18 protein-coding genes are annotated in these 19,959 nt (G+C 72.2%); 13 read left to right on the top strand and 5 right to left on the bottom strand.

Annotated features, from left to right (window positions below; genetic code table 11):
• Window positions 1–34 precede the first annotated feature (34 nt).
• Entirely contained in the window at window positions 35–520 is a 486-nt protein-coding gene (locus OJ997_RS07010; protein WP_270024351.1) for an anthrone oxygenase family protein, read from the top strand.
• Here OJ997_RS07010 and OJ997_RS07015 read toward each other — a convergent pair.
• Window positions 502–3,783 (bottom strand): AfsR/SARP family transcriptional regulator, encoded by a 3,282-nt coding sequence (locus OJ997_RS07015; protein WP_270024352.1) that lies wholly within the window; start codon window positions 3,781–3,783, stop codon window positions 502–504. The genes OJ997_RS07010 and OJ997_RS07015 overlap by 19 nt on opposite strands.
• A 160-nt stretch (window positions 3,784–3,943) precedes the next feature.
• Between OJ997_RS07015 and OJ997_RS07020 the strand changes: the two genes are divergently transcribed.
• From OJ997_RS07020 to OJ997_RS07040, 5 genes are read left to right on the top strand one after another with little or no spacing between them, the layout of a single operon-like run.
• Window positions 3,944–4,765, top strand: a complete 822-nt coding sequence (locus tag OJ997_RS07020) for a class I SAM-dependent methyltransferase (protein ID WP_270024353.1) — start codon at window positions 3,944–3,946, stop codon at window positions 4,763–4,765.
• Window positions 4,766–4,790: 25 nt separating this feature from the next.
• Window positions 4,791–4,970 (top strand): hypothetical protein, encoded by a 180-nt coding sequence (locus tag OJ997_RS07025; RefSeq protein ID WP_270024354.1) that lies wholly within the window; start codon window positions 4,791–4,793, stop codon window positions 4,968–4,970.
• Between the two features lie 38 nt (window positions 4,971–5,008).
• A complete protein-coding gene (locus tag OJ997_RS07030) occupies window positions 5,009–5,557 on the top strand; it encodes an RNA polymerase sigma factor (RefSeq protein ID WP_270024355.1) in 549 nt (182 codons plus the stop codon).
• Window positions 5,550–6,599 (top strand): hypothetical protein, encoded by a 1,050-nt coding sequence (locus OJ997_RS07035; protein WP_270024356.1) that lies wholly within the window; start codon window positions 5,550–5,552, stop codon window positions 6,597–6,599. The genes OJ997_RS07030 and OJ997_RS07035 overlap by 8 nt, the downstream gene beginning before the upstream one ends.
• A 38-nt stretch (window positions 6,600–6,637) precedes the next feature.
• Window positions 6,638–7,591, top strand: coding sequence for a L,D-transpeptidase family protein (locus tag OJ997_RS07040; protein ID WP_270024357.1), 954 nt, complete (start codon window positions 6,638–6,640; stop codon window positions 7,589–7,591).
• On the opposite strand, the gene OJ997_RS07045 is transcribed toward OJ997_RS07040, so the two are convergent.
• Both OJ997_RS07045 and OJ997_RS07050 read right to left on the bottom strand, forming a co-directional pair.
• On the bottom strand, window positions 7,592–8,023 hold the full coding sequence (locus OJ997_RS07045) for a hypothetical protein (RefSeq protein ID WP_270024358.1): 432 nt from the start codon (window positions 8,021–8,023) through the stop codon (window positions 7,592–7,594).
• Window positions 8,024–8,060: 37 nt separating this feature from the next.
• The gene (locus OJ997_RS07050; RefSeq protein WP_270024359.1) at window positions 8,061–8,696 is read right to left on the bottom strand and encodes a response regulator; all 636 of its coding nucleotides are present in this window, start codon (window positions 8,694–8,696) and stop codon (window positions 8,061–8,063) included.
• 80 nt (window positions 8,697–8,776) lie between these two features.
• Between OJ997_RS07050 and OJ997_RS07055 the strand changes: the two genes are divergently transcribed.
• Window positions 8,777–9,871, top strand: coding sequence for an MFS transporter (locus OJ997_RS07055; RefSeq protein ID WP_270024360.1), 1,095 nt, complete (start codon window positions 8,777–8,779; stop codon window positions 9,869–9,871).
• Here OJ997_RS07055 and OJ997_RS07060 read toward each other — a convergent pair.
• On the bottom strand, window positions 9,795–10,355 hold the full coding sequence (locus OJ997_RS07060) for a hypothetical protein (RefSeq protein ID WP_270024361.1): 561 nt from the start codon (window positions 10,353–10,355) through the stop codon (window positions 9,795–9,797). The two genes, OJ997_RS07055 and OJ997_RS07060, sit on opposite strands and share 77 nt — an antisense overlap.
• 49 nt (window positions 10,356–10,404) lie before the next feature.
• Between OJ997_RS07060 and OJ997_RS07065 the strand changes: the two genes are divergently transcribed.
• A complete protein-coding gene (locus tag OJ997_RS07065; RefSeq protein ID WP_270024362.1) occupies window positions 10,405–11,385 on the top strand; it encodes a PAS domain-containing sensor histidine kinase in 981 nt (326 codons plus the stop codon).
• Here OJ997_RS07065 and OJ997_RS07070 read toward each other — a convergent pair.
• Window positions 11,368–12,027, bottom strand: coding sequence for a response regulator transcription factor (locus tag OJ997_RS07070; protein ID WP_270024363.1), 660 nt, complete (start codon window positions 12,025–12,027; stop codon window positions 11,368–11,370). The two genes, OJ997_RS07065 and OJ997_RS07070, sit on opposite strands and share 18 nt — an antisense overlap.
• 333 nt (window positions 12,028–12,360) lie before the next feature.
• On the opposite strand from OJ997_RS07070, the gene OJ997_RS07075 reads away from it, so the two are divergent.
• The 5 genes from OJ997_RS07075 to OJ997_RS07095 are packed head-to-tail and all read left to right on the top strand — an operon-like array spanning window position 12,361 to window position 19,949.
• Window positions 12,361–13,614, top strand: coding sequence for a sugar phosphate isomerase/epimerase family protein (locus OJ997_RS07075; RefSeq protein ID WP_270024364.1), 1,254 nt, complete (start codon window positions 12,361–12,363; stop codon window positions 13,612–13,614).
• A 9-nt stretch (window positions 13,615–13,623) separates the two neighbouring features.
• Complete coding sequence (locus OJ997_RS07080; RefSeq protein ID WP_270024365.1) at window positions 13,624–14,280, top strand: hypothetical protein; 657 nt, start codon at window positions 13,624–13,626, stop codon at window positions 14,278–14,280.
• Window positions 14,273–15,511, top strand: coding sequence for a hypothetical protein (locus OJ997_RS07085; protein ID WP_270024366.1), 1,239 nt, complete (start codon window positions 14,273–14,275; stop codon window positions 15,509–15,511). Before OJ997_RS07080 ends, OJ997_RS07085 begins: the two co-directional genes overlap by 8 nt.
• 32 nt (window positions 15,512–15,543) lie before the next feature.
• Window positions 15,544–15,690: a Sec-independent protein translocase subunit TatA/TatB gene (locus OJ997_RS07090; RefSeq protein ID WP_270024367.1), complete on the top strand. Its 147-nt coding sequence runs from the start codon at window positions 15,544–15,546 to the stop codon at window positions 15,688–15,690.
• Window positions 15,687–19,949 (top strand): ThuA domain-containing protein, encoded by a 4,263-nt coding sequence (locus OJ997_RS07095; RefSeq protein ID WP_270024368.1) that lies wholly within the window; start codon window positions 15,687–15,689, stop codon window positions 19,947–19,949. The genes OJ997_RS07090 and OJ997_RS07095 overlap by 4 nt, the downstream gene beginning before the upstream one ends.
• Window positions 19,950–19,959 lie beyond the last annotated feature (10 nt).

Genomic DNA, 19,959 nt, shown 5'->3' on the forward strand with positions numbered 1-19,959 from the left:
CACGCGCTCACGCGAACGCGATTCCATTCACGACATGGACTTCCTACGCGCGCCGTCGCTGGTCGGAGCGACCTTCACCATGGGCCTCGTGACGGGGGCGTTCGCGCTGTACGCGCACGCGATCATGCCGGGCCTGAAGACCACGGACGACCGCACGTTCGTGGCGGCGTTCCAGTCGATCGACCGGGCGATCATCAACCCCTGGTTCATGCTCTTCGGCTTCCTCGGCGCGCTCGTGCTCACGCTCGCCGCCACGCTCACGCAGCTCGGCCGCGATCCACTGCCGTGGGTCGCCGTCGCGCTCGGGCTCTACGTGATCGTCGTCGTGATCACGCTCGCGGTGAACGTGCCGCTCAACGACGCGATCAAGGCCGCGACGGACCTCGACGACGCGGCCGCGATCCGCGAGCGCTTCCACGAGGCGCGCTGGGCGGCGTTCAACCTCGTGCGCGTCGTCCTGTCGACGGCCGCGTTCGGCTGCCTGCTGTGGGCGCTCGTGGTCTACGGTCGCAGCGCCTGAGCGCGCCGCGTGTGCTCGAGCCACACGCGCGCGCCCATGCGCTCGTTCATCGCGACCGCGTCGGCGAAATGGCGCTCGGCATCGCCAAAGCGACCGAGCAGCGTCGCCAGCAACCCGAGCGGCCGGCTCGCCGAGTCCAGCGCGAGCTCGGGCACCGCGACCGCGTTGTGGTCCGCGTACGGCTCGAGCAGCGCGTACAGCGCAGCGCCGGCCTCGACGTCGCCGACCATCGCGCACGTCTCCGCGAGCAGGCACAGGCTCACGAACCACTGCTCGTCGACGTGCCAGTCCGCGAGGTCATGGCCCAGCAGCTCGACCACGAGCTCCGCCGCCTCATCCAGGCGATCCAGGTGCGCGAGCGCGTGCGCGAGCACCGAGCGGTGCACCAGCGGCGACGGGAACACGTCCTCGCGGTCGCGGACCTCCAGCACGTAGTGGGCGAGCCCGCCCTGCTCGCGGCAGTAGATGAAGCGCTGGAGCGCGCGCGCGGCCGTCGCATTCCACGCCAGCGTCGGAGCGCCGATCTCGTACGCGCGTGAGATGAGCGCGGGCGCCTCGTCGAAGCGGCCCTGCGCGAGCGCGAGCGTCGCGCGCGCCGCCGCGAGCATCCACTGCTGAGCGGGCTGGCGCAGCTCGCCGGCGACCCGCGCCATCTCCGCCAGCTCGCGCGCGCGACGGTCGGGATCGCCGAGCTCCCAGGACGCCCAGAACGCGTGCTCGTGCCCGTCGAACTCGCGCTCGCGATCCCCGGCACGCACGGCCAGCGCCACGATCTCGCCCGCGTTGGCGAGTCGCGCGCTCGCCGTGTGGGGCGCGTGCAACGCCGACTCGGCGGCGGTCAGCGCCGACGCGATCGTGACGGGATCGTCGATCCGGCGGGCCATCAGGATCGCCTCGTCCATCAGCCGCTCGCGCCGCTCCCGGGTCGGGCCGTGGCGCAGGGCGGCGGCCAGGCGCGAGAGCAGCCGGACGCGCAGCTCGCTGTCGCTGGAGCCGACGGCCACCAGGCCCTCTTCGAGCAGCGGCACGAGCCGCTCGTCGGTGAGCCCGCGCGCCCACAGGAACCGCCCGCCGTACCCCGCCGTCGCGCGCGCGAGCAGCTCCGACTGCCCGGCCGCGCGCGCCAGCTCGGCGGCCTGCAGGAACGTCGCCTTCGCGCCGCGGTCGTCGCCGCGGCGGCCCTGCGCGTCGCCGAGCACCAGCAGCAACCCGCAGCGCTGCTCGGGCGTGGCCGCGCCGCCCGCGTCGAGCGCCGCCAGCGCCAGCGCGTAGAGCCGCACGGCCTCCTCATAGGCGAGCAACGTCACGGCGCGCGCGCCCGCACGCGAGGCGTAGTAGACGGCGCGCACCGGTCCGTCACCGGCGGCGGCCTCGGAGAAGTGGTGCGCGAGCTCGGCGAGGTGCGGATCCAGATCGGCCTGGTGGATGGCCTCCAGCCCTTCGCCGACGCGCCGGTGCAGCGCCACCCGGCGGGCGCGCGTGAGCCGGTGGTACGCGGCGTCGCGGATGAGCGCGTGGGCGAAGCGCATGCGCCCGAGCGCGCCGCCCGGCACGTCCGAGACCACGCGCGCGTCCGCGGCCTCGTCGAGCAGCTCGAGGACGGTGGTGCTCGGCAGCTCGCTCACGTGCCTGAGCAGGCGCAGGTCGAACTCGCGGCCCAGCACCGACGCGGTCGTGAGCAGCGCGTTGCAGTCGTCGGAGAGGTGCCGGAGCCGGCGGCCGATCGTCTCGCGGACGCTGGCCGGGATCGTCAGCGTCTGCTCCTTCCCGAGCAGCCGGACGATCTCGCCGACGAACAACGGGTTGCCCTCCGTCTCCGTGTGGACGGACGCGCCCAGCACGGTCGCGGGCACACCGGCGAGCTCGATGAAGCGGGCGACGTCGGACTCGGCGAGCCCGGCGAGCGGGACGGTCCGCGTGACCGGCTCGCGCGTGAGCTCCTCCACCGCGGTCCGCAGCGCGTTCGAGAGCGTCGGGTCCACGTCGCGGTAGGCGCCGACCACCATCACGCGGCTGCGGGCGAGCTCGCGCGCGAGGAACTGGAGCAGCAGCAACGACGGCTCGTCCGCCGCATGCAGGTCGTCGAGCACGAGCACCAGGGGTTGGGCACCCGCGACGCTCTTCAGGAACGCCGTGAGCGAGTCGAACAGCCGGAAGCGCGCGCCTTCGGAGTCGAGCGCGGCGACCGTCGGCAGGTCCGGGAGCACGTCGCGCAGCTCGGGCAGCAGCTGCGCGACGTCCGCCGCACCCGGGCCGAGCTGCGCGCGCAGCGTCTCCGGCTCGGCCCGGCGCACGTACGCGCGGAGCGACTGCACCCACGGCCAGTACGCGGGCGCGCCGCCCGCCTCCCAGCAGCGGCCGACGAGGACGAGCGCGCCGCGCGAGCGTGCGTGCGCGCTGAGCTCCTCCGCGAGCCGCGACTTGCCGATCCCCGGCTCACCGACGAGCAGGAACAGCCGCCCGTGCCCCGCGGCGGCGTCGTCGAGTCCGGCGGTCAGCTCCGCGAGCTCGGCGTCCCGGCCGACGAACGCGCCGGCGGTGGTGGGCTCGGGCGTGGCGGCCGGCGTGATTGGCGCGAGGTCGAGCCGCGGGTCGTGCGTGAGGATCGCGCGCTCGAGCTCGCGCAGCCGCTCCCCGGGCTCGATCCCGAGCTCGTCCGCGAGCGTGGCGCGCGCGTCCCGGTAGGCCTGCAGCGCGTCGGCCTGGCGGTCGCAGCGGTAGAGCGCGAGCATCAGCTGCGCGCGGAAGCGCTCGCGGAACGGGTGCTCGGCGACGAGGCGTTCGAGACGTTCCACCAGGTGCGCGTGGTGGCCGAGCTCGAGCTCGGCGTCCGTCAGCAGCTCGAGCGCGTCGACGTGCAGGTCCTCCAGGCGCGCGATCTCGCGCTGCACGGGCGGCTCGAAGGCGAGGTCGGCGAGCGGCGTGTCGCGCCACAGGGCCAATGCGCCTTCGAGGGTGGAAGCGGCGCGCGCCGCGCGGCCCTCCGCGAGCTCCGCGCGGCCCTCGGCCACGAGCCGCTCGAAGCGGTGCGCGTCGAGCTGCTCGGGATCGACCTGCAGCTCGTAGCCGTGCTCGCGCGTGGTCACGCCGCCGTCCGGGCCGAGCGCCTTGCGCAGGCGCGAGATGTAGACCTGCACGGTCTTCCCGGCGGTCGGCGGCGGATGCTCGCCCCACAGCTCGTCGATCAGCCGGTCAGGGCTCAGCGTCTCGTTCGCGCGCAGCAGCAGGAGCGCCAGCAGCGCCCGCTGGCGCGCCCCGCCCACGGTGAGCGGGCGGTCGTCGGCGTGGACTTCGAGCGGTCCGAGGATGCGGAATTCGATGCCCAGTGGCTCGACGGTATCGGACTCGGTGTTACCGCGCTGAAACCGCGTCCGGGGACCATCCGCCGCGACGTTTCCTCCCCACCGTCATGGAGCTCCCCCAATGTCACTCACCTTCGAGACGATCGATCTCGCCGCGGTCAAGCGCAAGCAGCAGGCCATGTGGGCCAGCGGCGACTTCGGTGTGATCGCCTCTTTGATCCACGTCGTCGCCGAGCGCCTTGCCGACAGCGCCGACCTCGTCGCCGGCTCCCGCGTCCTGGACGTCGCGGGCGGCACCGGCAACATGGCGATCGCGTCCGCCCGCTGCGGCTGCGACGTCACCTGCACCGACTACGTGCCCGGCCTGCTCGAGCGTGGCCGTGAGCGCGCGTCGGCCGAGGGCTTCGACATCAAGTTCGCCGAGGCGGACGCGGAGGCGCTGCCCTGCGAGGACGGCGAGTACGACGCCGTCACCTCCGTGTTCGGCGTGATGTTCGCGCCGCACCAGCACCAGGCCGCATCCGAGCTGGTGCGCGTGTGCCGCCCCGGCGGGCTGATCGCGCTCGCGGCGTGGACGCCGGACGGCTTCCTCGGCGAGCTGTTCCGCGCGACGGGCGCCCATGTCCCGCCGCCGGCCGGCGTGCCGTCGCCGCTGTTCTGGGGCACGGAGGCCGGGGTCGCCGAGCTGCTCGGCGACGAGGTCGACTCCATCCGCACGCGCCGGCGCATGTTCATGTGGCGCTTCCGCGACGCGGCCGAGTTCATCACCACCATGCGCACCTACTACGGACCGACGCTCAAGGCCTTCGAGGCCGTCGGCGAGGCCGGAGCCGAGGCGCTGGAGCGCGACCTGATCGCGGTCGTCGAGCGCTGCGCGCGCCGTCGCGACGGCGGCATCGCCGTGCCGGCCGAGTACCTGGAGGTCGTGGCGGTTCGTCGCTGATCGCCGGAGGGCGTACGCTTGGGCGATGCTTGATTCAGCGCACGCCCTGATGCTTCGTGGAGTGGCCGAGGGCGTGGCGGACGGCAAGCCGCCCGCGCCGGCGCTCCGCGCACTGATCGACGCGGGGCTGGTCGAAGAGCAGTCGGGCCAGGCCTACGTCGTGACCGTGCCCGGCCGCCGCGTGCTCGCTGCCCAAGAGCAGTAGGTGTCACGCGCGGGGCCGCTCGCGCAACGATCAGGGTGGTGGCCGACGATCGGGACCTGTTGAAGCGGATCGCCCGCGGTGACGAGCGGGCGTTCTCCGCGTTCTACCGCGCGCATCTGGACGCGGTCGTCGCGTACCTGCGGCGCCGCGTGCCCGAGCCCGAGCTGGCCTTCGACCTCGCCGCGGAGACGTTCGCCGTGGTCGCGTTGCGCGCCGACACCTACGGCGGCGACGGGCCGCCCGCCGCGTGGCTGTTCGGGATCGCGCGCAACAAGCTGCGCGAGAGCCTGCGGCGCGGGCGGGTGGAGGACGAGGCGCGCCGCGCGCTCGGGCTCGAGCCGGTCGCGCTGGAGGACGAGGCGCTCGCGCGGGTGGAAGAGCGCGCGGCGGCGGGCGGACCGGCGTTGGCGCGGCTGCTCGCGCAGCTGCCCGAGCCGACCCGCGCGGCATTGCTCGCCCGGGTCGTCGACGAGCGTCCCTACGAGGAGATCGCGGTCGTGCTGGAGTGCTCGGAGCAGGTCGTGCGGCAGCGTGTGCACCGCGGGCTGGCGCGCTTGCGAGCCGGACTGGAGGGCGACGATGCGTGATCCGTTCGACACGTTCGAGTCCGGTGTGCGGGAGGCGTTGACGCTGCGACGGCGTCGGCGGCGCCGCGCGACCTGGGCGATCGGCGGCGTGTTCCTCGCGCTCGGCGGCGCGGCCACGGCGACCGCGGTGGTCGTGCGCGACGAGCCGTCCAAGCCGCTCCGCGCGCCACTACCGGGCACCCAGTTCGACTATCGCGCCGCGATGCGCCCGGACCTGACCGCCGGGAAGGTGGGCTGGTGCATGACGGTCGTCGTGCACCGGGGCAAGACCGTGTCCACGGGCGGCAACGGCTGCGGGCCGGCCGCGTCGCCGGACCGCGGCGTCGTGCTGGGCGCGGGCATCGGCTACGGCTCGCGCTCGCTCACGGCGCTCGTCGTCGACGGCCGCGCGGCGACGGTCGTGGTCGGCAACCGGCGGATCACGCCGCGCCCGGATCGCGGCGTCCCCGACGCGTGGAAACTGGCCGTCTACACCGAACGCGAGTCCGTGCAGCCACAGACCACGCCGACGCCGGCGGCGACCGGCGGACCGGCGGAGACGAGCACGCCGACGCCGAACGCGGCCGGCGGGCCGGCGCCGAGCGGCGCGGAGCCGGTGAGCCCTGTCGTGCTCGACGCGGCCGGGAGCGCGATGGCTTCGGAGGACCCGAAGGGCAGCTGGGCCGCAGGGCTCGCGCGGTATCCGGTGGACAAGGTCGACCCGGACGACCCGCCGGGGAAGCCGTGCGCGATCCGGGCGGGCGCGCTCCCGCATCTGCGTGCGGTGTCCGCGAACCTGCTCACGCGCTTCCCGACGACGCCGCCCGTGGTCAAGGAGCCCGCGTTCCTGAGCTGCGCGACGACCGTCTTCTACATCGGCAAGACGCGACTGCGCGCGGCCGTGCTCGTGGACGCGATCGACCACACGCGGCCGGCCGCGCCGCTGCCGGAGCACTTCCAGCTCAGCACGCGGCGGGTCGGCACGGGCTGGCTGGTCGTGTTCGGCGGCGACGCCAAGCTCCGCAAACGACTCCTCGCGGTGCTCTCCACTCGGCTCGAGTGAAGGTGGTGAACGTCCGAAGTGATCGCCACACTCGCCGGATGCTCCGTGCCGCCCTGCTCTCCGCCGTCGTGCTCCTCGCCGCTCCGACGGCCGCCCAGGCCGCCACGGCCCGGATCTACTTCACGAAGGGCGAGCAGCTCGCCTACGTCGAGCGGGATCTCCCGATCGGCGTCGAGCCGGCGCTCAAGGCGCTGATGGCGGGCCCTCCGGCCGGTTACGGCACGACGCTCCCGGCGGGCGTGACCGCGAAGGTCAAGGGCACGAGCATCGACTTCACGCCGAACCTGAAGGACTACGCGGCGCGCGCCCAGGTCGTCTACACGACGGCGTCCGGCGAGGACGAGGTGAAGATCGACGGCAAGACGTACACGCGCGAGGACTTCGGGCCCGAGCCGTACGTGGAGCCCGAGCCGCCCGCCCGCAAGGTCCCGGCGCCCGCGAAGCCCAAGGACGTGCAGACCAAGCTCGCGGCCCTCGGCTACCTGCCGACCAGCGCCATCACGGGCGCGTTCGACTACCGGACGATGCAGGCCGTGCTCGCCTTCCAGGCCTGGACCGGGCTGGACCGTGACGGCGTCGTCGGGCCGATGACGCTGGCCAAGCTCCAGTCCGCCGGCCGGCCGCTCCCGCTGGACCGCACGAGCAAGGGCCGGCGCGTGGAGATCTACCGCGCCCAGGGCGTCGTGCTGCTGATCAACAGCGGCAAGGTCGTGCGCGCGATCCACACCTCGACCGGCATCGGCGGCGACAGCCCGGACATCGGCACCCCGCCCGGCAAGTGGAAGATCTACCGCAAGGAGGTCAAGTCCTGGTCGGTGCCGTACAAGACCTGGCTGCCCTACGCCGCGTACTGGGTCGGCGGCTGGGCGCTGCACGGCTACGCGGACGTCCCCGCCCGGCCCGCCTCGCACGGGTGCGCGCGGCTGCCACTGCCAGAGGCCAAGTACGTCTACGACTTCGTGTCGATCGGGACGCCGGTCCAGGTGATCTAGCTAGTCACGCGGCACGGGCGGCACGAACACCCTCGTCAGGGAGTCGAAGTAGCCGGCAACCCACGCGTGAATGGCCCCGGCGCCGGCCCGGCGGCGGAAGCGCAGGAGCCCGGCGGCCACCAGCACGATCCCACCCGCGAAGAGCACTTCTCGGCCCGGCAACTCGTCGCCGGTGGCGACGGTGTACCCGCCCCCGATCATGAACGCGAGCGCGACGATCACGATGCCCGCGGTCATGAGCGGATCCGGCGGACGCACGATCCCGCTGTGCAGCATCCACAGCCAGCTGACGCTGACGCCGACGCCGCCGACGGCGTTCACGCGCGGGTTGTCGAGCACGAGCAGGCCGACGAGGACGATCGCGCCGAGGACGAGCGCCGCGATGGCCCGCGGGCTTTGGCTGCCAAGGAAGTAGTCGGCGAGGCGCTTCACTCAGCGGAATATAACCGCGCCACGCGGCGACGCGCAATCACTCGATCAGGCCGCGCCGGATGCCCTCGGCGACGGCCGCGGCGCGGTCGGAGACCTCGAGCCGCTCGTAGATCCGCTGCAGGTGCCCCTTGACCGTCGACGGGCTGAGGTAGACCTCGGCCGCGATCGCCGGGGTGGAGCGGCCGGCGGCGAGGAAGCGGAGGATCTCCAGCTCACGCACGGTCAGGATCACGGGCGGGTTCTCGCGGCGGCGCCGCACCGCGAGCGCGAGCGCGATCTGGGCGTCGGACGAGAGCACGGTCTCGCCGGCGGCGACGCGCAGCAGCGTGTCGAGGATCTGGTCGCGGGTGACGCTCTTGTCGAGCACGCCGTGCGCACCGGCCTCGACCAGCGCGTAGACCGTCTCGCAGTCCAGGTCCTCGGCGAGGCACAGCACGCGGGTGTGGAGGCTTTCGCGGGCGAACGCCTTGAGCACGTCGACGGCGCCCATGCCCGGCATCTCGACGTCCACGACGGCCAGCTCCGGGCGGTACTCGAGGGCCAGCTCGATCGCCTCGCGGCCACCGCGCGCCTCGCCGACCAGCTCGAGCTCCGGGTGCGCCTGGATCGTCCTCGCGATCGCGAACCGGAACAGCGGGTGGTCGTCCGCGATCAGTACATCCAGACAGCGCATCCAAGGTCGGTTCTCGGAAGAAACCGCGCGCCCTGAACCGGACGAGAAGTTCATCTGTAGCGCGTGAGGTTTCTTGGCGCGTGGGGCTGCTGCTCCCGGCGGGCGCGATCGGCGACCGCTTCGGCCGCCGCGGCGTGCTGCTGATCGGCCTCGCGATCTTCGGGGGTGGTGCGCTCGTCGCCACCCAGCTCAGCGACCCCACCACGCTGATCGCCGTCCGGGCCGTGATGGGCGTCGGCGCGGCGATGATCATGCCGACCACGCTGTCGATCATCACCGCCACGTTCCCGCCGCAGACGCGCGATCGTGCCGTCGGCGTGTGGGCGGGCGTCGCCGGCGGATCCGCGCTCGACGGCGTCGGCGCCGGCCTGTCCGCGCTCGGCCTCGCCGGCATCGTCTACGGCTTCATCGAGGGCCCGAACCACGGCTGGACGTCCACGCCGGTGCTCGCCGCGTTCATGGTCGGCGTCGCGCTGCTCGTCGCGTTCGTCGGCTGGGAGCTCACGCGCGAGCAGCCGATGCTGGACCCGCGCCTGTTCAAGCTCGCCGGGTTCGCGTCCGGCTCGCTGTCGGTCTTCGTCCAGTTCTTCGCGCTCTTCGGCGTGATCTTCGTGCTGCTGCAGTACCTGGAGTTCGTGCTCCGGTACACGCCGCTGCAGGCCGGCGCGGCGCTCGCGCCGGCGGCCGCGATCATGGTCGCGCTCGCCCCGCGCGTGCCGAAGCTCGTCGAGCGCGTCGGCGTCCGTCGCGTCGGCCCGACCGGGCTCGTGCTGATCGCGCTCGGCCTGCTGGTCGCGGCGACGATGAGCACGGGCGCGTCCTACTGGACGCTGCTCGGCGCGCTCGTGCTGCTCGGCAGCGGCATGGCGCTCGCCGCGCCGCCCGCCACCGCCGCGATCGTCGGCTCGCTCCCGGACGACAAGCAGGGCGTCGCGTCGGCCGTCAACGACACGGCGCGCGAGGTCGGCGGAGCGCTGGGCATCGCGGTGCTCGGCTCCGCGCTCGCCTCGCACGTCGGCCACCTCGGCCCGCACACGGACCCGCTGGTGCTCGTCGACGGCTTCCAAGCGGCGCTGCACGTCGGCGCCGCGGCGCTGCTCATCGGTGCGCTGCTCGTGTTCGCGCGCGCTCCGCGGCGGGCGCGGCGACCCGTCGCGGCTCCGGCCACGCGCTGAGCAGCAGCGGCTCGACCAGGGCGGCGAGCGGGCCGTCCTCCAGCGGGACCCGCGTGACGATGTGCTCGTGCTCGAACAAGAGCGTCGGGCCGTCGCCGAGCTGCAGCGACCGGCCGCGTTGCAGCTCGGCCAGCGCCCGCTCGCGGCGCGCCGGATGGCGGAGCTCGTCGAACACGCGCGCCGGGTCGAGGCCCACGCGCAGCGCGATGTCGACCAGCACGCGACGGCCGAGCCGCTCGCCGCGGTGCAGCTCGACCGCGATCGGCAGCGCGAGCGAAGGCGCCGCCGCGCGCAGCGCGCAGAACGCGCGGGCCGAGCGCTCGGAGTCGTGGCCGAGCCCGAGCCGTGCGGTCGCCGTGCCGGCGTGGGCGGCCTCGAAGCGCACCCGCGCCCGGTGCGAGCGCCACAGCTCCAGCACCGCCGGCGCCGCGGCGGCACTGCGCGGGTGGTGCGGGTCGAAGACGAAGGTCAGCGTCGGCGCCATGTCCCTAGGATCGACGCTGCCCGCGCCGCCGACCATCGGGTTTTCCCACGTGACCGACCTTCCGCTCGCCGAAGCCCTGATGGCCAGCCTGGCCGACGCCGTCTACTTCGTCGACGCGGCGGGCGAGGTGAGCTTCGTCAATCCGGCGGCGCTGACCGTGCTCGGCTACGACGACGAGCTCGAGCTGCTCGGCGTCGACAGCCACGCCACGATCCACTCCCACCACCGCGACGGCAGCCCGTTCCCCGCCGAGGAATGCCCGCTGCTGCGCCCGCGGGCGACGGGGGAGACCGTGCGCGTCGAGCTCGACTGGTTCATCCGCCGCGACGGCTCCTTCGTCCCGGTGAGCTACGTCTCCTCGCCGATGGCCACGCCCGACGGGCGCGGCGCGGTCGTCGTCTTCCGCGACGTGAGCGAGCGCCTCGCGGCGGAGGAGGTCAGCCTCTCGCGCGCCCGGATCATCCAGGCCGCCGACGAGGAGCGCCGGCGGATCGGACGGGACCTGCACGACGGCGCGCAGCAGCGGCTCGTGTCCGTGCTGATCAGCGTCGAGGAGGCGCGGCGCGACCCGGCCCGCGCGACCGACGCGCTCACCCGCGCGGCGACCGAAGCGCGCCAGGCGATCCAGGACCTGCGCGACCTCGTCAACGGCGTCCACCCGCTCGTCCTCACCGACCGCGGTGTCGCGGTCGCGCTGGAGGAGCTGACCGCGAGCGCGCCGATCGCGGTGCATCTCGACGTCACCGAGGAGCGCTTCCCGCCAGCCGTCGAGGCCGCTGCGTACTTCACGGTCGCCGAGGCGCTCACGAACGTGTTCAAGCACGCCGACGCCACCCACGCCGAGGTCACGATCCGCCGCGAGGGCGACACGCTGATCATCGACGTCGCCGACGACGGCCGCGGTGGCGCCGACCCCGCCAAGGGCTCCGGCCTGCGCGGCCTGCAGGACCGGCTCGCCGTCCTCGGCGGCGCGCTGGAGGTCGCCGACCGCCGCGTGCGGGGCGTGATCCCCCTAGCGGGCGGCGCGTAACAACGCCAGCACCGCGAGCACGCGCTGGTTCTCGGCGCGGTCACGCGCGATGCCGAGCTTGCTGAAGATCGCGGTCGCGTGCTTCTCCACCGCCGGTGGCTGCACCGTCAGCCGCTCCGCGATGCCCTGGTTGGAGAGCCCCTCGGCCATCAGCGCGAGCACCTCACGCTCACGCGGCGTCAACGCCTCCAGCGGGTCCTCGCGCCGGCGCCGCCCGAACATCCGCGCGACGACCTCCGGGTCCAGCGCCGTCCCGCCCTGCGCCACCGACCGCACGGCGTCCACGAAGTACCCGAGGTCCGCGATCCGGTGCTTGAGCAGGTAGCCGACACCGCGCGCGTCCTCACCCATCAGCTCGGTGACGAACCGCTCGACCAAGTGCTGGGAGAACACGAGCACGCCGACCTCGGGCAGCTCGCGCCGGATCTCGATCGCCGCCCGCAATCCGTCGTCGGTCAGGTCCGGCGGCATCCGCACGTCAACGATCGCGACGTCCGGCTTGTGCCCGCGCACCCGCCGCAGCAGCTCGGGCGCGTCGGCCGCCCGGGCGACGACCTCGATCCCCGCCTCCTCGAGCACGCGCGCGACCCCTTCGCGGAGGAGCAGCTCATCGTCGGCGATCACGGCGCGGAGGGGTTCCACGACCGCGGAGTATGTCCAGTGCCCCGCCTTTCTCATGATCCGCGCGGCCACTTTGGCGCTACGTCGCCACTTTTGCCCGACTCGATGAGAGATGTGACCCGGTCGGTGGACCTGGACTTGACAACACATCACGTGTAAGCAGATAGTTGCGCCGGGTCTGGGACGCGCTTCTGGCGCGTTGTCATACAAAAGGGTTAAGAGGGCACGGTCGATGGAGTGACCGCGTACGGCGCCATGCCCGCGCCGCGATGCCCCCTGTCCATGTCGCGGGCAGCGAGGAGATAGATGGCCGTGAACTCGGAAGAGCTCCGCCTGGATCGACGTAAGTTCCTGATGGCCGCCGCAGGAGTCGCCGGGACGGCGGCCCTCGGCTCGTGGGCACCGTGGGCGCAGAGCCGCCCCGGAGGCCCGAACGCCCCGATCGTCTTCAAGCAGACGCTCGCGGCGCAGCACTTCTCCATCCGTGACTCGATCACGCGGGTGGACAAGGCAGTGATGGGGTACCTCGGCGGGCCGAACTTCCCGGAGGACCCGACCGACCTCGGCCCGCTCGTGCCGCTGCCCGGCGGCTACCAGGCCGTGTTCCAGTTCCTGGGCGAGTGCGGCTACGGCGGGTTCGAGTTCTACCAGTTCACCCAGGCCGCGGGGAACCCCGGCGGGGCGAACCCCGGCAACACGCTGATCAAGCAGTGGCTGGACTCCGCGGGCCTGAAGTCCGTGGGCACGCACACGGGCGGCCTCGGCCTGCTCAACACCACGACCGGCGGTCTGAGCACGAACGGCCAGACGCAGCTCGCGATCGCCGACGCGCTCGGGCACCGGATGCTCGGCACCGCCGGCGACCCGGTCAGCGGCAACGCGGCGAACACGCTCGCCGGCTGGCAGACCGCGTGCGAGAACTACAACAAGCTCGGCGCGCTGCTGATGGAGAACTACGGGATCAAGGCGTACCTGCATCCCGAGCAGAACAACTGGGACTTCATCCGTGACGCGGCGCACCCGGAGCTCGCGCGCAAGCACCGGATCGACTTCTTCGTCGAGAACACCGACCCGCGCTACGTGTTCCTGGAGCCGGACACGTTCCACATGTACAACGCGCGCGGGCGCTTCCCCGACCCGGTCGACGGGTCGCTGTGGGACCCGGTGCCGTACATGACCAAGAACTGGAAGCGACTGGTCGGCTGGCACGTCAAGGACGCCGTCCGCGCGGCCACGCCGGTCGCGGCGCCGGGCAACCCGTTCGAGCAGACCAAGGTCCGTCCGGGCTTCCCGCTCGCGGGTGGCGTCGACGTCATCTACTCGACCGAGGGCCACATCGGCAACGGCGCGCAGGCGGCCGCGCAGCCCGGCACGTCGCCGCGCGCCTACGGCTACGACCCGGGTGCCACCGCGCCGTCGGCCCAGCCCGGCCCGGACCCGAAGGTGTGGGGCCTGCGGCGGATGTTCACCGACGTGAAGGCCAACCGCGCGAAGGGCTTCGCGTACCACATCGTCGAGTCCGACAGCGGCCCCGGGCCGGCCACCGACCCGGGCCGCAGCCTGCGCCACGCCAAGTACAGCGCGAAGCTCCTGCTCGGGCAGAAGTAGATGCGACCGATGCGGCTCATCGTGGCCGCGGTGCTGGCCCTGCTGTGCGTGCCCGCCGCGGCGCTCGCGCACGGCGACGCGTCCACCCACTATCTCGAGACGGGTGACTTCTACCCGGGGTTCGGGGCGCGCGCGTCCCAGGACACCGAGCTGGAGTTGATCGGGTTGCTGGACGCGGCGAAGGCCGCGGGCTACCCGATGAAGGTCTCGATCCTGGGTGACGCGTCCGACGTGATGGACACGCCGGACATGCTCCAGCACCCCCAGCGGTACGCCACGTTCGTCGCCACCGAGCTCGAGCGCTCGCACGTCAAGCTGGTCGGTCCGGTCGTGATCGTGTCCCCGTACGGCGTCGGCGTGGCCGGCCCGGGCGCGGAACGGCTCGACCTGCCGACGGGTACCGACGGCGAGCAGCTCGTCGCCGCCGCGACCACCGCGGTCCGCACGCTGGCGGAGACGGCCGGGCACCCGCTGCCCGCGACCGTCGCGGCCGCGAGCGTCCCGGTTCTCACACCGCCCGAGCCTGCCGGCGATGGCTACGACCTCAGCGGCCTGACGCCGTTCGCGGTCTTCATCGCGATCTTCGGCAGCGCGCTGCTCTTCGTCCGCCTCCGCGAGCGGGCCCACCATTCCCGACTTTTCGTTTCCAAGGAGAACAATGCCTAGCCGACTGAAGGCCTTCACGGCCACGGCGGGGGCGCTGCTCGCGGCCGGGGCGCTGTGCGCGTCCACCGCGTCGGCGGCGCCCGTCCTCTACGGCGCCACCGGCGTCGCCGAGGACGACAGCCTGCCGGCGTCCAACCTGTACACCGTCGATCCCGCCACCGGCGCGACGACGAGCATCGGCTCGATCGGCAAGGCCATCACCGGCCTCGCGGTCGACAACGCGGACGGCGGCAAGCTCTACGGCGTCACCGCCGGCGTGTACCTGGACGGCAAGGAGCGCCAGCTGCTCCGGATCAACCCGGCGACCGGCGCGAGCACCGTCGTCGGCTCGCTCGGCCCGAACGAGATCGAGGACATCGCCTTCAACGCGCTCGGCCAGCTCTACGGCTGGAACGAGACGGGCGACGACCTGTACGCGATCAACAAGGGCACGGGCGCGATCACCAAGACCGGTGAGTCCAACCTCGGCGTGACCTACGGCGACGGCCTCGCGTTCGACAAGAACGGGTGGCTGTGGGCCGCGCTCGACGGCGACTCCGGCAGCCTCTACACGCTCAACCCGGCGACGGGCGCGGCGGCCAAGGGCGTGCGCATCACCGGCTCGCCGAACTCGACCGGCAACCTGATCTCCAGCGCGGACTTCGCCTGCGACGGCTCGACGCTCTACGGCGTCGTCAACGACTTCGGCGGCGCGGCCAACCTGGTCACGGTCGACACGGCCACCGGCAAGATCACCAACAAGGGCGCGCTGCCCGCGGGCCTGGACTCGATCGCGTGGGGCGGCTGCCCGCCGCCGCCGCAGACCGATGTCGGCGGCAGCGTGCCGGCGACCCTCTCGCTCGGCCTCAAGGGCGGGAGCCCGGTGCTCGGCCCGTTCGTCCCCGGCCTCGCCGCCGAGTACCAGGCGTCGGTCGACGCGAACGTGATCAGCACCGCCGCGGACGCGACGCTGTCGGTCGCCGACGCGAGCGCGGTCAGCCCCGGCAAGCTCGTCAACGGCGCGTTCTCGCTGCCGCAGCCGCTGCTCGCGAAGGCGACCACGGTGAGCGCTCCGGCAGCGGCCTTCGCGGCGCTGAGCGGGACCCCGCTGACCCTGACCACGTGGTCCTCGCCCGTCAGCAACGACACCGCGACGATCGCGTTCAAGCAGGCCATCGGCGCGACCGACGCGCTCCGCACCGGCGTCTACGCCAAGACGCTGACCTTCACGTTGTCCACGACGACCCCGTAACCCAGGAGCCCCCAATGCCGAACATCGGCCCCATGGAACTCGTCGTCGTGCTCGTGGTCGCCCTGCTCGTCCTGGGCCCCAAGCGGCTTCCCGCCGCCGGGCGCTCACTGGGTCAGGGCATCCGTGAGTTCCGCCAGTCGATCACTGGCGCATCGACCCACACAGAGGAGAAAGCATGAAGAGGGGATTGGGTGCGGCTCTACTGAGCCTTGCCCTCGTAGCGCCCGCCACGGCGGCAGCGCAACCGAAGGCCGCGCCGGCCGACCCGTACAAGGTGCTCGTGGTCACGAGCACGCAGGACGCCGCGTCCACGGCGGGCATCAGCGCGATCACGAACGCGGTCGGCAGCGCCGGCACGGTCACCGCGCCGGCCCCGGCGGAGGTCGGCGCGCAGTTCACGCCGGCCGGCCTGGACGCCTACCGCACGGTCGTCTTCCTGAACACGGGCCAGGCCAGCCCGCTGAACGACGCGCAGCGCGCGAACTTCGAGGCGTACTTCAAGAAGGGCGGCGGCTTCGTCGGCATCGGCTCCGCCGTCGAGACCGACTCGAGCTGGGCGTTCCTGACGAACGTGCTCGGCACGCGGTCCTCGGGCCGCACCAGCTCCCAGAGCGGCACCGTGAAGGTCTTCGACCGCGTTCATGATGCGACGAAGAACCTGCCGGAGTACTGGGATCGCACCGAGGCTTGGTACAACTTCTCGACGAACGTCCGCGGGCTGTCGCACGTGCTCGCGACCGTGGTCGAGGACCCGTTCGGCCCGCAGCCGGGCGGCAACACGCTCGACGGCATCGCCGGCGGCACGATGGGCGCCAACCACCCCGTGTCCTTCTGCAAGGACTTCAACGGCGGTCGCTCGTTCTACACCGCGCTCGGCACCGACGCGTCGTCGTTCGACGCGCAGTGGCAGACGCACCTGAAGGGCGCGATCAGCTGGGCCGCGGGCCAGAGCGATCCGGCCTACAGCGACTGTGGCGCCACCGTCCTGAAGAACTTCCAGCAGGTCAAGGTCTCGGCCCCGCCGAACCTGAACGAGCCGATCGGCTTCGACCAGCTGCCGGACGGCCGCCTGATCCAGACCGCTCGCCGTGGCGAGCTGCGCCTGCACGACCCGGTCAAGGGCACGACGCAGGTCATCGCCGACTTCTCGTCGACGAGCCTGCCGACCACGCAGCGCATCTACACGCACTCCGAGGACGGCCTGTACGGCCCGGCGGTGGACAACGACTTCGCCACCAACCACTGGGTCTACCTCTACTACTCGCCGCAGACGGTCACCGACGTCAAGCTCTCCACGGGCGAGATCGTCACGCAGACCACCCCGAACACGACCCCGCCCACGAGCGCGGCGTCGAAGACGGCGTGGGACCCGTACGTCGGCTACTTCCAGCTCTCCCGCTTCAAGTTCATCGACGGCGACGGCACCAATCCGCCGCGGCTCGACCTGACCTCGGAGCAGCAGATCCTCCGCGTCTCCAACAACCGCCAGCAGTGCTGCCACGTGGCGGGCGACATCGACTTCGACTCCCACAACAACCTGTGGTTCGTCACCGGCGATGACAACGAGGCGAACGGCATCAACGGCGCCGGCTGGGCCCCGATGAACGATCAGCTCACCGACGAGCAGCAGACCGTGCGCAACACCAACGCGACCGGTGGCACGTTCACGCTGTCCTTCAAGGGCCAGACGACCGCGCCGCTGCCCTACAACGCGACGCCACTCCAGGTCGACGCCGCGCTGGAGGCGCTCTCCACCGTCGGCGCCAACAACGTCCAGGCGTCGGGCGCCAGCACGGCCAACGCGGCCGTCGTCAACGTGTTCTTCCGGCGCGGGCTGCAGCAGGCCGACCAGGAGCAGGTCACGATCAACGGCGCGGGCCTCACCGGCAACTCGCCGACGGTCACCGCGGCCACGACGCAGCAGGGCGGCTGGTTCCTGAACCCGATCGGCGACACCCGCCGCGGCGCCGCCAACACGAACGACCTGCGCGGCAAGGTCAACCGCATCAAGGTCAAGGACGGCGCGATCCCGGCCGCCGACTTCAACAAGGCCGACCTCGGCTCGGGCGGCGCGTACACGATCCCGGCCGGCAACCTGTTCCCGCTCCAGGGCGGCCAGCCGCAGGCGAAGACCCGTCCCGAGGTCTACGCGATGGGCTTCCGCAACCCCTACCGCCTGCAGGTCGACGAGGACGACGTCGCGTACGTGACCGACTACTCGCCCGACGCGCAGTCCCCGCAGCGCGGTCGCGGCCCGGCCGGTACCGGCCGCGTCGAGATCGTCCGCAAGCCGTCCAACTACGGCTGGCCGATGTGCTACTCGAAGAAGCTCAGCTACTACAAGTGGAGCTACTCCGAGTTCATCCCGAACTACAACCCCACCAGTCCGGCGCTCGGCGTGCCGCTCAACGACCCGCCGCAGAAGTGGGACTGCACCGGCGCTTCGGTGCGCAACGAGTCCAAGTGGGTGCGTGACGGCGGCCCGGCCAACGAGGCCGGCCTCGCCGACCTGCCCCCGGTGACCGATCCGGAGATCTGGTACTCGTACCGCGACAACCCGTCGGCGGCCGTTCCGCAGCCGCTCGGCACGCCGTGCCCCGAGTACTCGGATCCGACCCCGGGCCCGATCGCGCCGGGCTCCACCACGGAGTGCGCGCGCCTGTTCCCGGAGCTGTACGCGGGCCTGGCGCAGGTCGGCCCGCACGGCGCGGCCAAGTACAACTACAGCGCGGCCAACCCGAACCCGGCCAAGTTCCCGCCGTACTGGGACGACTCGATCATCCTCGGCGAGTTCACGCAGGACACCATGCGTGAGATCAAGCTCGACTCGCAGAAGCGGGTCTTCAAGATCAACACGGCGCTGGACTGCGGTGCGGTCGCCGGCTTCGGTGGCGTCGCCACCGCGCCGTTCGAGTTCGAGTGCGACAACCCGGAGGACCTCCAGTGGGGGGCCGACGGCAACCTGTACCTGCTGACGTACGGTGACGGCTTCTTCGCCATCAACGGCGACGCCGGCCTGTACAAGTGGCAGTACGTGAAGGGCCAGCGCGCGCCGAAGGCCGTGCTGAGCACGAACAAGACCGACGGCGCGCTGCCGCTGACGGTCCAGTTCACCGGCTCGGCCTCGAGCGACCCGGATCCGGGCGACTCGATCCGCTACGAGTGGGACTTCGGCGACGGCTCCCCGATCTCCGAGGAGGCCAACCCGAGCCACATCTACACCAAGGCCGGCCGCTACACGGCCGTCCTGAACGTGATCGACTCGTCGGGCAAGAAGACGGCGACGTCCACCGTCATCACGGCCGGCAACACCGCTCCGACCGTCACGGTCGAGGCGCCGATCCAGGGTGGCCTGTTCAAGTTCGGCGACGTGATCAGCTACAAGGTCACGGTCACCGATCCCGAGGAGGGCACGATCGACTGCAAGGACGTCGTCACGACGTTCGTGCTCGGCCACGACACGCACGGCCACGCTGAGAACAGCGCGACGGGCTGCAGCGGGCTGCTGGAGACGATCGCGGACGACGTCGATCACGGCGGCAACGTGTTCGGCGTGATCAGCGCGACGTACGCCGACAAGGGTGCGCCGGGCGCTCCGTCGCTGGAGACCACCAGCCAGGTGACGATCCGCCAGAAGCACACCGAGGTCGAGTTCGTCGTCAACCAGTCCGGCACGGCGACGGCGACCAACACCGACGGGATCGCCGGCCTCCACCGGTCGAACCTGGGCGCCGGCGAGTGGCTGCAGCTGAACGGTCCGCTGAACCTGCAGCAGATCGACTCGCTCTCGTTCCGGGTGGCCGACGCGGCCGCGGGTCGCACGGCCGGCTCGCCGCTGGCCGCGATCGAGGTCCGCGCCGACTCGATCACCGGCCCGATCGTGACCACCGCCAACCTCGTCTCCACGGGCGGGACCGGCACGTGGTCGACGCAGACGTTCCCGATCTCGCTGACCGGCACGCACGAGCTGTTCTTCGTGTTCCGGACGGTGACGAACGGGGCGACGGGCAACAACCTGTTCAACTTGAACTGGGCGGAGTTCGGCGGCAACGGCGTCACGACCACCCTGACCAAGGCGAACGGCGACGTGGGCGGTGCGGTTCCGGCCACGCTGTCGCTGTCCCTGGGCGCTCCGGCCACGTTCGGCGCGTTCACGCCGGGCGTGGAGAAGACGTACACGGCCAAGACGGACGCGAACGTCATCTCGACCGCCGGTGACGCGTCGCTGACGGTCAGCGACCCGGGTCACCTGACCAACGGGACGTTCTCCCTGCCGCAGCCGCTGCAGGTCGCGTTCTCGAAGTCCAGCTGGACCGGCCCGACCTCCAACGAGAAGGTGGACATCACCTTCTCGCAGAAGATCGGCGCCAACGACGCGCTCCGCACGGGCGCGTACAGCAAGACGCTGACGTTCACGCTGAGCACGACTCAGCCGTAGGCGAGGGTGA

The organism is Solirubrobacter phytolaccae (assembly GCF_027587195.1).
Lineage (GTDB): Bacteria > Actinomycetota > Thermoleophilia > Solirubrobacterales > Solirubrobacteraceae > Solirubrobacter > Solirubrobacter phytolaccae.